Origin of the sequence: Streptomyces sp. BBFR51 (assembly GCF_044591655.1) — a bacterium.
Taxonomy (GTDB): Bacteria; Actinomycetota; Actinomycetes; order Streptomycetales; family Streptomycetaceae; genus Streptomyces.
Genome location: NZ_CP172448.1, coordinates 1,616,318 through 1,629,521, shown reverse-complemented (window position 1 = coordinate 1,629,521; position 13,204 = coordinate 1,616,318). Strand labels below are relative to the sequence as shown.

At 73.4% G+C, this 13,204-nt stretch carries 13 protein-coding genes; 11 read left to right on the top strand and 2 right to left on the bottom strand.

Annotated features, from left to right (window positions below):
- Positions 1-53 precede the first annotated feature (53 nt).
- Positions 54-605, bottom strand: a complete 552-nt coding sequence (locus ACGH7X_RS07305) for a hypothetical protein (protein WP_399882784.1) — start codon at positions 603-605, stop codon at positions 54-56.
- Positions 606-908: 303 nt separating this feature from the next.
- On the opposite strand from ACGH7X_RS07305, the gene fmt reads away from it, so the two are divergent.
- From fmt to ACGH7X_RS07255, 10 genes are all read left to right on the top strand, one after another.
- Positions 909-1,841 (top strand): methionyl-tRNA formyltransferase, encoded by a 933-nt coding sequence (gene fmt / locus ACGH7X_RS07300; protein ID WP_399882782.1) that lies wholly within the window; start codon positions 909-911, stop codon positions 1,839-1,841.
- A gap of 74 nt (positions 1,842-1,915) precedes the next feature.
- The gene (locus ACGH7X_RS07295) at positions 1,916-3,343 is read left to right on the top strand and encodes an RsmB/NOP family class I SAM-dependent RNA methyltransferase (RefSeq protein ID WP_399882780.1); all 1,428 of its coding nucleotides are present in this window, start codon (positions 1,916-1,918) and stop codon (positions 3,341-3,343) included.
- Positions 3,344-3,566: 223 nt separating this feature from the next.
- Positions 3,567-4,253: a ribulose-phosphate 3-epimerase gene (rpe, locus tag ACGH7X_RS07290; protein WP_399882778.1), complete on the top strand. Its 687-nt coding sequence runs from the start codon at positions 3,567-3,569 to the stop codon at positions 4,251-4,253.
- Between the two features lie 77 nt (positions 4,254-4,330).
- Positions 4,331-5,374 (top strand): sugar-binding transcriptional regulator, encoded by a 1,044-nt coding sequence (locus tag ACGH7X_RS07285; protein ID WP_399882776.1) that lies wholly within the window; start codon positions 4,331-4,333, stop codon positions 5,372-5,374.
- A 51-nt stretch (positions 5,375-5,425) separates the two neighbouring features.
- Positions 5,426-5,779: a barstar family protein gene (locus ACGH7X_RS07280; RefSeq protein ID WP_399882774.1), complete on the top strand. Its 354-nt coding sequence runs from the start codon at positions 5,426-5,428 to the stop codon at positions 5,777-5,779.
- A 108-nt stretch (positions 5,780-5,887) separates the two neighbouring features.
- Entirely contained in the window at positions 5,888-7,330 is a 1,443-nt protein-coding gene (locus ACGH7X_RS07275; RefSeq protein ID WP_399882772.1) for a GuaB1 family IMP dehydrogenase-related protein, read from the top strand.
- Between the two features lie 68 nt (positions 7,331-7,398).
- The gene (locus ACGH7X_RS07270; protein WP_399882770.1) at positions 7,399-7,794 is read left to right on the top strand and encodes a hypothetical protein; all 396 of its coding nucleotides are present in this window, start codon (positions 7,399-7,401) and stop codon (positions 7,792-7,794) included.
- Positions 7,795-8,105: 311 nt separating this feature from the next.
- Positions 8,106-9,596 carry an amino acid permease gene (locus ACGH7X_RS07265; protein WP_399882768.1) on the top strand — a complete coding sequence of 497 codons (1,491 nt, stop codon included), beginning with the start codon at positions 8,106-8,108 and terminating at the stop codon, positions 9,594-9,596.
- A 15-nt stretch (positions 9,597-9,611) separates the two neighbouring features.
- Positions 9,612-10,064, top strand: coding sequence for an Lrp/AsnC family transcriptional regulator (locus ACGH7X_RS07260; RefSeq protein ID WP_217164272.1), 453 nt, complete (start codon positions 9,612-9,614; stop codon positions 10,062-10,064).
- A 139-nt stretch (positions 10,065-10,203) separates the two neighbouring features.
- Positions 10,204-11,442 carry an MFS transporter gene (locus tag ACGH7X_RS07255; RefSeq protein WP_399882766.1) on the top strand — a complete coding sequence of 413 codons (1,239 nt, stop codon included), beginning with the start codon at positions 10,204-10,206 and terminating at the stop codon, positions 11,440-11,442.
- Here the strand turns inward: ACGH7X_RS07255 and ACGH7X_RS07250 are convergent.
- Complete coding sequence (locus ACGH7X_RS07250) at positions 11,390-11,947, bottom strand: Repetin (protein WP_399882764.1); 558 nt, start codon at positions 11,945-11,947, stop codon at positions 11,390-11,392. The genes ACGH7X_RS07255 and ACGH7X_RS07250 overlap by 53 nt on opposite strands.
- A gap of 439 nt (positions 11,948-12,386) precedes the next feature.
- On the opposite strand from ACGH7X_RS07250, the gene ACGH7X_RS07245 reads away from it, so the two are divergent.
- The gene (locus tag ACGH7X_RS07245; protein WP_399882762.1) at positions 12,387-13,175 is read left to right on the top strand and encodes a carbon-nitrogen hydrolase family protein; all 789 of its coding nucleotides are present in this window, start codon (positions 12,387-12,389) and stop codon (positions 13,173-13,175) included.
- Positions 13,176-13,204: the final 29 nt, after the last annotated feature.

The following is a 13,204-nucleotide window of genomic DNA, read 5'->3' as shown; positions in this document are numbered from 1 at the left end:
CGTCGCGGCTCGGTGTCGTCGCGGCTCGGCTGCCGTGGTGCGGCCGCCGCGGTTCAGCCGTTGCGCGGGCCGGGGAAGGCGGTGGGGCGGACCTCGTCGCGCAGGGCCGGACTGCCCGACGTCGGCTGGGTCGGCATGACACGGGCCGCCGGGACCGTGGGCACGGAGGGGAGGCCGGAGCCCACGTTGACCGCGCGGGTGCCCGTCGGCTCCGGGGTGTGCTCGGGGGTCTCGGCGGCGGGCGCCGTCTGGGCGGCGGCGCGGCGGGCGCCGTAGCGCCGGTGCACCGCCTGCTTGGTGACGCCGAGCGCGGAGCCCACCGCGTCCCACGAGAAGCCGAGCGAACGGTCGAAGTCCACGGCGGCCGTGACCAGGGTCTCGACACTGTCCCGCAGTTCCTGGGCGAGGCGGACGGTCGGGGCGGGGGCACGTCCGTAGACGACGAAGCCCGTGGAGGGGCCGGAGCGGCGCGGGCGGTAGACGTTGCCCAACTGGGCGGTGAGGGTGCGCAGTGCGTCCACCTGCCGGCGGACCCGCTCGATGTCCCGCACCAGCAAGTGCAGGCTGGCCCGAGCCTGGGCGTCGTGGGTTGCGTGGTCGGCCATGAACAAGCCTCTCGAACCGGCGTTGAAAGGAATCGGGCCGCGCGGGCGGCCCGGTGTGTCAACTCTTTCTTGACCAACGTGTGGGTGCGGAGTTTGGTCACGGGGCGGGGCGTGGGGGTTTTCTCGCGCGCCCCCTCGGCCCTCGGCCTCGGGGGATCTCCCAACCGCGCACCGTTCGCCGTCGGCCGAGAGGTGAGCGTCTGCCGTCGTGGTGCTGCGCCGTCGGCTGCTTTCCGTGACCTCTGGGCTCGTAGACTGATGCGTCGCCCGCCAACGTTCCCGCCCGAGAGGCCCGTCCCACCCATGAAGCTCGTCTTCGCCGGTACCCCCGAGGTCGCCGTTCCCGCCCTGGACGCCCTGATCGCCTCCGGGCGCCACGAGGTGGCCGCCGTCGTCACGCGGCCCGACGCTCCGGCCGGACGTGGGCGCCGGCTGGTCGCCTCGCCCGTGGCCGAGCGGGCCGAGGAGGCGGGCATCGAGGTGCTCAAGCCCGCGAAGCCGCGCGAGGCCGAGTTCCTGGAGCGGCTGCGCGAGATCGCGCCCGACTGCTGCCCCGTCGTCGCCTACGGGGCCCTGCTGCCCCGGGTCGCCCTGGACGTGCCCGCCCGCGGCTGGGTCAACCTGCACTTCTCCCTGCTGCCCGCCTGGCGCGGTGCCGCCCCCGTGCAGCACGCGGTGATGGCGGGCGACGAGATCACCGGCGCGTCCACCTTCCTGATCGAGGAGGGCCTGGACTCCGGCCCCGTCTACGGGACGGTCACCGAGACCGTCCGCCCCACCGACACCAGCGGCGATCTGCTGACCCGGCTGGCCTTCGCCGGCGCGGGCCTGCTCTCGGCCACCATGGACGGCATCGAGGACGGCAGCCTCGATGCCGTACCGCAGCCGGACGACGGCGTCACCCTCGCCCCGAAGATCACCGTCGAGGACGCCCGGGTCGACTGGGCCGCCCCGGCGCTGCGGGTGGACCGGGTGGTGCGCGGCTGCACCCCGGCCCCCGGCGCCTGGACCACCTTCCGGGGCGAGCGGCTCAAGCTCGTGCACGCCGTGCCCGTGCCCGACCGGACGGACCTCGCCCCCGGGCAGCTCGCCGCCCAGAAGAACAACGTGTACGTCGGCACCGGCTCGTACGCCGTCGAGCTGCTGTGGGTACAGGCGCAGGGCAAGAAGCCGATGCGGGCCGCGGACTGGGCGCGCGGCGCGCGGATCACCGAGGGCGAGCAGCTGGGCGACTGACCTCCGCGTCACCGTGCACCGGCCGGGCGTACGCTGGTCGGCGCACCTCTTCCCACACCCGGAGCACCTTTTTCGTGAGCGAGCAGCCCCGTCGTCCCCGCAAGCCCGGCAAGCCGTACCGCAGACCCCAGAAGGACCCCGTGCGCATCCTCGCCTTCGAGGCGCTCAGGGCCGTGGACGAGCGGGACGCGTACGCCAACCTCGTCCTGCCGCCCCTGCTGCGCAAGGCGCGCGAGAAGGAGGGCCCCGAGGGGTTCGACGCCCGGGACGCGGCCCTCGCGACCGAGCTGGTGTACGGGACGCTGCGGCGGCAGGGCACGTACGACGCGATCATCGCGGACTGCGTCGACCGGCCGCTGCGCGAGGTGGACCCGCCCGTGCTGGACGTGCTCAGTCTGGGCGCGCACCAGCTGCTCGGGACGCGCATCCCCAGCCACGCCGCGGTGTCGGCCTCCGTCGAGCTGGCGCGGGTCGTGCTCGGGGACGGGCGGGCCAAGTTCGTCAACGCCGTGCTGCGCAAGATCGCGCGGGACGATCTCGACGGGTGGCTGGAGCGGGTCGCCCCGCCCTACGACGAGGATCCCGAGGACCACCTGGCCGTGGTGCACTCGCACCCGCGCTGGGTCGTCTCCGCGCTGTGGGACTCCCTGGGCGGCGGCCGGGCCGGCATCGAGGAACTGCTGGCCGCCGACAACGAACGCCCCGAGGTCACCCTCGTCGCGCGGCCGGGCCGGGCCACCCGCGAGGAACTGCTCGGCGAGGAGGCCGCCGTACCGGGGCGCTGGTCGCCGTACGCGGTGCGCCTGAGCGAGGGCGGCGAACCCGGGGCCGTCGACGCCGTACGGGACAACCGCGCCGGTGTGCAGGACGAGGGCAGCCAGCTCGTCGCCCTGGCCCTGGCCAACGCACCCCTGGACGGACCGGACCGGCGCTGGCTGGACGGGTGCGCCGGACCGGGCGGCAAGGCCGCGCTCCTCGGCGCCCTCGCCGCCGAGCGGGGCGCCTTCCTGCTCGCCTCCGAGAAGCAGCCGCACCGCGCCGGTCTCGTGGCCAAGGCGCTGGACGGCAACCCGGGGCCGTACCAGGTGATCGCCGCCGACGGCACCCGCCCGGCGTGGCGGCCCGGCAGCTTCGACCGCGTCCTGGTCGACGTGCCGTGCACGGGTCTGGGCGCCCTGCGCCGCCGGCCCGAGGCGCGCTGGCGGCGCCGCCCCGAGGACCTGGAAGGCTTCGCCCCGCTCCAGCGCGGACTGCTGCGCGGCGCCCTGGAGGCCGTACGGATCGGCGGCGTCGTCGCCTACGCGACCTGCTCGCCGCACCTCGCCGAGACCCGGGCCGTCGTCACGGACGTCCTCAAGCAGCACCCCGGCACCGAACTGCTCGACGCCCGGCCGCTGCTGCCCGGCGTCCCCGACCTGGGCGAGGGACCCGACGTCCAGCTCTGGCCCCACCTGCACGGCACGGACGCCATGTACCTGGCCGTCGTCCGCCGGACCGCGTGACGGCGCCGCGCGTCAGTACGTCCGGCCCCGCTTCACCGGTGGGTGGTCGGCAGCGGCCGAAAGCGCCCCGCACAGGAGCGCCCCACATGGGGCGCGGGGCCTGTGACACTCCGCGGCTCCGCCGCGGGGCGCGAGCAGCCCCCACCGGCCCGCGGCCGACGAACACCCCCGCCCCCGGGGACCCATCCCGCCCCACCCCCGGAGGGCATGGGAGGCTTGGGGCATGGCCGCCCAGATCAACCCCAGCATCCTGTCCGCCGACTTCGCCCGCCTCGCGGACGAGGCCGAGGCGGTCGGGGGAGCCGACTGGCTCCACGTCGACGTCATGGACAACCACTTCGTCCCGAACCTCACGCTCGGCGTGCCGGTCGTGGAGTCCCTGGCCCGCGCGACGGACACCCCGCTGGACTGCCACCTGATGATCGACGCCCCCGACCGCTGGGCGCCGCAGTACGTGGAGGCGGGGGCCGGTTCCGTCACCTTCCACGTCGAGGCGGCCGCCGCGCCGGTGCGGCTGGCGCGGGAGATCCGGGCCAAGGGCGCCCGCGCGTCCATGGCGCTGAAGCCCGCGACGCCGATCGAGCCGTACGAGGATCTCCTCCCCGAACTCGACATGCTGCTGATCATGACGGTTGAACCGGGCTTCGGCGGGCAGGCGTTCCTGGACATCATGCTCCCGAAGATCCGGCGGACCCGTGAGTTGATCAAGAAGCACGGTCTGGAGCTCTGGCTCCAGGTCGACGGCGGGGTGTCGGCATCGACGATCGAGCGGTGCGCCGACGCCGGCGCCGACGTCTTCGTCGCGGGTTCCGCCGTGTACGGGGCGTCCGACCCGGCCGAGGCGGTACGTGCATTGCGCACGCAGGCCGAGGCGGCGACCGCCAAGGCGTCCTGGGCGTGCGACCACTGAGGAACAGAACGTGAACGGCTCTCATCAGGGCTGATCAAGTGCGTCGAATCTGCAAGGATGAACGGCGTATCCAGAGTGTGAACAGCAGTGAGGAGATCGCCGTGTCGGGTATGTCGGCGGGCCGTTCAGCCATGCGGATGGGACCCGCTGAGCTGGTCCAGGCGGCGGCCATGGCCCGCCGCTTCTACCTCGAGGGCAAGTCCAAGATCCAGATCGCGGAGGAGTTCGGCGTCAGCCGCTTCAAGGTGGCCAGGGTCCTCGAGACCGCCCTCGAGCGGGACCTTGTACGAATCGAGATCCGGGTGCCGGCCGAGTTGGACGCCGAGCGCTCGGACGCCCTGCGAGCCCGCTACGGGCTCAGGCACGCCGTCGTGGTGGAGTCGCCGGCCGACGCCGAGGAGACGCCCGACCCGGAGAATCTGGGCGAGGTGGCCGCCGACCTGCTCGGCGAGCTGGTCAACGAGGGCGATGTGCTGGGCCTGGCCTGGGGCCGTTCCACCATCCACATGGCGGCGGCGCTGGACCGGCTGCCGCCGTGCACGGTGGTGCAGCTGACGGGCGTGTACGACGCCGGGACCGCCGAGCGCGGCTCGGTCGAGGCCGTCCGCCGTGCCGCCCAGGTGTCGGGCGGCGACGCGCACCCCATCTACGCGCCGATGCTCCTGCCGGACGCGGCCACCGCGCAGGCGCTGCGGCACCAGACCGGGATCGCCCGGGCCTTCGAGTACTTCGACAAGGTCACGGTCGCCTGCGTCTCCATCGGCTCCTGGGAGCCGGGCATCTCAACGGTGCACGACATGCTCAGCGACGAGGAGCGCGCGCACTACGCCTCGCTCGGGGTCGCCGCCGAGATGTCGGCGCACCTCTTCGACTCCGAGGGGCGCCGGGTCGGGCGGGACCTGGGGGAGCGGTGCATCACGGTCAAGGCCGACCAGCTCCGCCGTATCCCCGAGGTCGTGGCGATCGCGGGCGGGCAGCGCAAGGCGGCGGCCATCGACGCGGTGCTGCGCTCCGGTCTCGTCACGAGCCTGGTGACGGACACCTCGGCCGCGGACTATCTGATGACCTCGGGCCCGGCACCGAAGTCGACGCTCAACCGGACCGACCCCGACGGTATCTGACGGGTCGTCACCGCAGCAGGCAGGACGAACGGACCAGAGGAAGGGCGCGACATGACCGAGGACTCCGCGGGACGGCTCGTGGTCACGCTGGACCTCGGCGGGGTCACGGACAAGGCGGGCCTGATGGACCGCTGCGCCCGTGCCCTGGCGCTGCCCGACTGGTTCGGCCGGAACTGGGACGCGCTCGCCGACTCCCTCGCCGACCCCTCCGTCTGGCCCGAGGGTGCCGCGGACCGCGGGCTGGTCCTCGTCGTGGAGGGGTGGCGGGCGTACGCCGAGGCGCGGCCGCAGGAGTGGGCCGTCGCCGAGGAGGTCTTCGCCGAGGCGACGGACCGCGGTCCGGGGATCTTCGTCACGCTGGGCCCTGGAGGTTCCTCCAAGGAGGTCGCTGACCAGCCTGGATGATCTGCCCGGGGGTTGCGGGCGCCCGGTCGTGGGAGAATGAAGTACGTGCTCTTTCCCCCTGGCTGACCTGTCCGGGGGCCACCTCTGATCGACTGGGATGTGCAGCACGTGCGTTTCCTGAATGACATCCAGCCCTCGTACGACCTGACGTACGACGACGTGTTCATGGTGCCGAGCCGCTCCGCCGTGGGCTCCCGGCAGGGCGTGGACCTCGGCTCCCCGGACGGCACGGGTACCACCATCCCGCTCGTCGTCGCCAACATGACCGCGATCGCGGGCCGCCGCATGGCCGAGACCGTGGCCCGGCGCGGCGGCCTCGTGGTCATTCCGCAGGACATCCCGATCGAGGTCGTCACCGACGTCGTCTCCTGGGTCAAGAGCCGCCACCACGTCCTGGACACCCCGATCGTGCTGGCCCCGCACCAGACCGTCGCCGACGCGCTGTCCCTGCTGCCCAAGCGCGCGCACAACGCCGGGGTCGTCGTCGACGAGGACAACAGGCCGGTCGGCGTGGTCACCGACACCGACCTGACCGGTGTGGACCGCTTCACCCAGCTCGAAGAGGTCATGTCCAAGGACCTGATCCTCATCGACGCGGACATGGACCCGCGCGAGGCCTTCAACACCCTCGACGGCGCCAACCGCCGCTACGCGCCCGCCGTCGACAAGGACGGCCGCCTGGCCGGCATCCTCACCCGCAAGGGCGCCCTGCGCGCCACGCTGTACACCCCGGCGACCGACGCGAACGGCAGGCTCCGCATCGCCGCCGCCGTCGGCATCAACGGAGACGTGGCAGGCAAGGCCAAGCAGTTGCTGGACGCGGGCGTGGACACCCTCGTCATCGACACCGCGCACGGCCACCAGGAGTCGATGATCGGCGCCGTCAAGGTGGTGCGCGACCTCGACCCGCGGGTCCCGATCGTCGCCGGGAACATCGTCTCCGCCGAGGGCGTGCGCGACCTGATCGAGGCGGGCGCCGACATCATCAAGGTCGGCGTCGGACCGGGCGCGATGTGCACCACCCGCATGATGACCGGCGTCGGCCGGCCGCAGTTCTCCGCCGTCCTGGAGTGCGCCGCCGAGGCGAAGAAGTACGGCAAGCACGTGTGGGCCGACGGCGGCATCCGCCACCCGCGCGACGTGGCGATGGCCCTCGCCGCCGGCGCGTCCAACGTCATGGTCGGCTCCTGGTTCGCCGGTACCTACGAGTCCCCGGGCGACCTCCAGCACGACGCCAACGGCCGCGCCTACAAGGAGTCCTTCGGCATGGCCTCCGCGCGCGCGGTGCGCAACCGCACCTCGGAGGAGTCGGCGTACGACCGGGCCCGCAAGGCGCTGTTCGAGGAGGGCATCTCCACCTCCCGCATGTTCCTCGACCCGTCCCGGCCCGGCGTCGAGGACCTGATCGACGCGATCATCGCGGGCGTCCGCTCCTCCTGCACCTACGCCGGTGCCGCCTCCCTGGAGGAGTTCGCCGAGAAGGCGATCGTCGGCATCCAGAGCGCCGCCGGCTACGCCGAGGGCAAGCCGCTGCACGCCAGCTGGAGCTAGCGCACCACCGGGGCACGCATCCGTCAGGGCGGCTTGACGTCAAGCCGCCCTGACGTGACGCTGGACGCATGACGACACCGCAGAGCATCGAGCCGCAGCACACCCTGCTGACCGCCGTGGCCCGCCTCGACGAACTGCGCACCCGCGAGTCCCTGGCCGGGAGCGGCAGCGACGCGGAGGCCCTGGACCGCCCCCAGCTCCTCGAACTGCTCGCTCTCAGCGAGGTGGTGGCCCGCAAGGCCGCCTACGGGCGGCAGCTCACCGTCCGCGCGGCCCGCGAGGCCGGCGCCTCCTGGTCGCAGATCGGGGCGGCGCTGGGCACCAGCAAGCAGGCCGCCTGGGAGGCGCACATGCGCTGGATCGACGCGCAGGAGGCCGCCCGGGGCAGGCCCGGAGAGATCGGGTTCGACGCGGCGGACGCCGCCGAGGCGCGCGCCGTCGCGGGCGAGCCGGACGGCCACTGACCAGGGCCGATCGAGGGCCGAGCCACGGCCCGCCGACCCCCGCGCACAACGCCGTACGGGCCTCGCGCAACGAACGTCCGCGCTGCCGCGGCGAACGCAACGATCGTGCTCGCACGCGCAAGGTTGCTGCATTACCGGGGCAGCCCGCCGCTCGTAGTGTTCTGCGCTGTACGTGGCGTGGCGGGGACCCCGCTCGGTGGGTTCCCGCTCTTTACGAGCGCGCCCCGCCGGTCCCCGCCGCTCCAGAGGCCCGCAGGAGCCCGTCCGCCCGTCACGGCGGGCGCGACCGGCAGCGACAAAGGAGTCAACGCGTGCTCGACCAAGGCGCACCCCCGCACCACGACGCATCGGCCGGCCCGTCGTCCCCGGGCCTGGCATCGCGCCTCATGCGCCGCAAGCCCGTGGAGCGCCTGGTCGCGGAGGGCGGCCAGGGCGAGGGCGGCAGCCTCCGCCGCTCCCTCGGCCTCTGGCAGCTCACGATGATCAGCATCGGCGCCACCCTCGGCACCGGCATCTTCGTCGTCCTCGGCGAGGCCGTCCCCAAGGCCGGTCCCGCGGTGACGCTCTCCTTCGTCATCGCCGGTCTCACCGCACTCTTCTCGGCCCTGTCCTACGCCGAACTGGCCGGCACCATCCCCGTCGCCGGGTCCTCGTACTCGTACGCCTACGCCACCATGGGCGAACTGGTCGCCTGGATCTGCGGCTGGTGTCTGGTCCTGGAGTACGGCGTGTCGGTCGCCGCCGTCGCCGTCGGCTGGGGCGAGTACCTGAACGAGCTGCTCGACGGCACCATCGGCGTCACCCTCCCCGCCGTCCTGTCGGCGCCACCCGGCGACGGCGGCATCTTCAACCTCCCCGCGCTGATCGTCGTGCTCCTGGCCATGACGTTCCTGCTGGGCGGTGCCCGCGAGTCCGCCCGCGCCAACACCGTCATGGTCGTCGTCAAGATCGCCGCCCTGGTGCTGTTCTGCGCGATCGGCGTGCAGGGCTTCCGCTCCGGGAACTACGACCACTTCATGCCGCTCGGCATGGCGGGCGTCAGCGCGGCCGGGGCGACGCTCTTCTTCTCGTACATCGGCTTCGACGCCGCCTCCACCGCCGGTGAGGAGGCGAAGAACGCCCAGCGCGACCTGCCCCGCGCGATCATGCTCTCCCTGATCATCGTCACGGTGCTGTACGTCCTCGTCGCGGCCGTCGCCGTCGGTGCCAGGCCCTGGCGCACCTTCACCGACTCCGAGGCCTCCCTCGCCCAGATCATGACCGACGTCACCGGGCAGAGCTTCTGGGGCACCCTGCTGGCCTTCTGCGCGGTCGTCGCCATCGCCAGCGTCGTCCTGACCGTCCTCTACGGCCAGACCCGCGTCCTGTTCGCCATGTCCCGCGACGGACTGGTGCCCAAGGTGTTCTCCAAGGTCCACCCGAAGACCGGCGCGCCCCGCGCCAACACGCTGATCGTCTCCCTGTTCTGCGGCGTCCTGGCCGCCGCCATCCCGCTCGGGCAACTCGCCGACGCCACCAGCATCGGCACCCTCTTCGCCTTCGCCCTGGTCAACGTCGCCGTCGTGGTGCTGCGCCGGACCCGCCCCGACATGCGCCGCACCTTCCGGGTGCCGCTGTCGCCGGTCCTGCCGGCCGTCGGCTTCGCCCTCTGCGTCTGGATGATGGGCAGCCTGTCCACCGTCACCTGGGTGGTCTTCGGTGTCTGGATGGCGGTGGGGCTCGTGTTCTACTTCGTGTACGGCCACCGCCGCTCCCGACTCGCCACGCCGGACACGTCCCAGGTCCGGGCGCACCAGAAGTGAAGTGAACGACCCGCAGTGCTGAACGATCTCGACGAACGCATCGTGCACGCCCTCGCCGAGGACGCCCGCCGCTCCTACGCGGACATCGGGCAGTCGGTCGGCCTCTCCGCGCCCGCCGTGAAACGGCGCGTCGACCGGCTGCGCGCCACCGGCGCCATCACCGGCTTCACCGTGCGGGTCGACCCCGCCGCGCTCGGCTGGGAGACCGAGGGGTTCGTCGAGATCCACTGCCGCCGCAACACCTCGCCGGAGACCATCCAGCGGGGCCTGGAGCGCTACCAGGAGGTCGTGGCCGCGTCCACCGTCACCGGGGACGCGGACGCGGTCGCCCAGGTCTTCGCCTCCGACATGCGGCACTTCGAACGGGTCCTGGAACGGATCGCCGGGGAGCCCTTCGTGGAGCGGACCAAGTCCGTGCTGGTGCTCTCCCCGTTGCTGCGGCGCTTCTCGTCGGGCTCGCCCACGTAACCCGGTGGGCAGGACGGCGGCCGCCGTCTAGCATCGGCCACATGACCTGGCGACATTGATCCACCCGTAGCGCCTTGCCCCGAGGGCCGCCCCGGACGCCGTACCTCCGGTGTCCGATCCGCCCCCTCGGGAAGGCCTCATGACTCTCTCACCCTCGGCCGAGCGCGCCCACAGCCCGGCCGGCACCAGACGGCTCGTGCGCACGCTGTACGCCTCCGCGTTCTGCGACGAGTTCGTCCTGCTCTACCCGGTGTACGCGCTGCTGTTCAGCGACACCGGTCTGTCCGTCTGGCAGATGTCCTCGCTCTTCGCCCTGTGGTCGCTGACCGCCGTGCTGCTCGAGGTGCCCTCCGGTGTCTGGGCCGACGCGGTCTCCCGGCGGCTGCTGCTGGTCGTCGGTCCGCTGCTCACCGCCGCCGGCTTCGCCCTGTGGGTGCTCGTGCCCTCCTACGGCGCCTTCGCCCTCGGGTTCGTGCTGTGGGGCGCCGGCGGAGCGCTCGGCTCGGGCGCGCTGGAGGCGCTGGTCTACGACGAACTGGACCGGGCCGGAGCGGCCGACCGCTACGCCGGCGTCATGGGCCGGGCGCGGGCCGTCGGCATCGCCGCGACGATGACCGCGATGGGCCTGGCCGGTCCGGTGTTCGCCTGGGGCGGCTACGACGCCGTGGGCGCGGCGAGCGTGCTGGCCTGCCTGGCCGGGGCGGCGGTCGCGGCCCGGTTCCCCGAGCACCGCGCACCGTCCGGGGGCGGCGAGCGCTGGTCCGCGACCCTGCGTGCCGGACTCGCCGAGGCCCGCACCGACCGGTCCGTGCGCGGCGCGCTGCTCCTCGTGCCGGCGGTGACCGCGGTGTGGGGCACGCTCGACGAGTACGCGCCGCTGCTGGCGCTGGACACCGGGGTGGCGGCGGAGACCGTGCCCTGGCTGCTGCTGGTGATCTGGGCCGGCGCCACGGCCGGGAGCCTGCTGGCCGGTGCCTTCGAGCGGCTGACCAGCAACGGGTTCGCCGCCCTGCTCACCGGTTCCGCACTCGCCCTGGCGGTGGGCGCCCTGGCCGGAACACCGGCCGCGCTGGTCCTGGTCGCGCTCGCCTTCGGCGGGTTCCAGCTGGCGACCGTGCTGGCCGACGCCCGCCTCCAGCGACGCATCGACGACACCGGGCGGGCCACCCTCACCTCGGTCGCGGGCCTCGGCACCGAGCTGGGCAACCTCGCCACCTACGGCGCCTACGGGGCGGCGGCCACGGCGTGGGGCCACGGCACCGCGTTCGCCCTGTCCGCGGTGCCGTATCTGCTGACGGCGCTGGTGCCGGCCGGAGCGGCCCGTCCTACAGTCGCGGCTGCCAGGGCACGACGTCGAAGTCGCCGGTCCCCTTCCTGACCTTCTCGAAGGGCGCCGACCCGACGCACCGGGGCAGCTCCCCGCCCTCCGCGGGGCTGCCCGTCGCGGCCCAGCTGTAGCCGAGGCGGTCGTGGCGGCCCAGGTCGTGCACCGTGATGCCGACGCGCTTGCCCTCGGCGCCGGGGAGGTCGGAGTCGGTGATGACGCCCGAGACGACGGCCACGTCACCGCCGGTCAGGAGGCAGTCGACCTCGGCCTCGGCCCGGGCGCCCTCGCCGTTCAGGTAGTGGCTGAACTCGAAGGTCCCGGTGGCCTCGAGGGGATCTTCGTTGTGCTCGGCAGCCAGGTGGGCGTCGAAGGTGAAGGTGATGTCGTCCCCCGCCGACCGGTACAGCTTGGCGCTGCCGGTCAGCGCGGCGGCCTCCCGCGGGGGCGGGCCCTCGTTCAGCCCCTCGTGGGGTCCCGAGGCGACCGCGGCGCCGGTGGTCATGGCGGTGATCAGCAGGGCGGCGCACAGTGCGGCGGTCGTGGTACGGCGTTTCATGGTGGTCCTCTCCGCGGGCGGAAGCCGGTGAACCGAACGGTCACCACTGTCCCGGCGCCGCGCGCGCACCACATCGGGCCCAGGGCGGGAGCGGCCTCCGCCGCGCGGCGGGGGAGCAGGGCCCCGGTCTGCTTCCCGGGGATGACCGGGACGACGGAGATGGCGGAGGACGACGGGGATGGCGGAGGACGACGGGGATGGCGGAGGACGACGGGGATGGCGGAGGACGACGGGGATGGCGGAGGACGACGGGGATGGCGGAGGACGACGAGGGACGACGGGAGGGCGCGCGGGGGTGCACAACGAATCACCGCGGGGCGCCCCACGGACGCAACGATCCGCTCACCGGCGCGCAACGGGTCCGTCTTGTCCGGCGGTGTCCGGCGACCGTACCGTCTATCTGGCCCCCCGACCCCCCTCCCACCGGCGAGGAACACGCATGCGCACCGCCCTGCTCCAGAGCTCCGGCCGCCCCGGCTCCACCGTCGAGAACCTGAAGGTCCTCGACGAGGCCGCGGGCCGCGCCGCCGCCGCGGGTGCCGGGCTGCTCGTCACCTCCGAGCTGTTCCTGACCGGATACGCGATCGGCGACGACATCGGCGTCCTCGCCGAGCCCGCCGACGGCGACTCGGCCGACGCCGTCGCGGAGATCGCCGGGCGGCACGGCCTCGCGATCGCCTACGGCTACCCGGAGCGGGACGGCGAGCGCGTCTTCAACTCCGTCCAGCTGATCTCCGCCGACGGCAGCCGCCTGGCCGGCTACCGCAAGACCCACCTCTACGGCTGCTTCGAGCGCGACCACTTCACCCCCGGCGAGCAGCCGGTCGTGCAGGCGCGGCTCGACGGAGTCACCGTCGGCCTGATGATCTGCTACGACGTGGAGTTCCCGGAGAACGTCCGCGCCCACGCCCTGGCCGGCACCGACCTGCTGCTCGTCCCGACCGCACAGCTGCACCCGTTCCAGTTCGTCGCCGAGTCCGTCGTGCCGGTGCGGGCCTTCGAGAACCAGCTGTACGTGGCGTACGTCAACCGCGTCGGCCGCGAGGGCGAGTTCGAGTTCGTGGGCCTGTCCGTCCTCGCGGGCCCCGACGGGACCGCCCGCGCCAGGGCCGGGCGCGCGGAGGAGCTGGTCCTCGGCGACGTCGACCCGGCGTTCCTGGCCGCCTCGCGCGAGGCGAACCCGTATCTGAAGGACCGCCTCCCCGGCCTCTACGGCTCCCTCGTCTGAGCCGCACACCCTCCCCCCAGTTCCGCCTC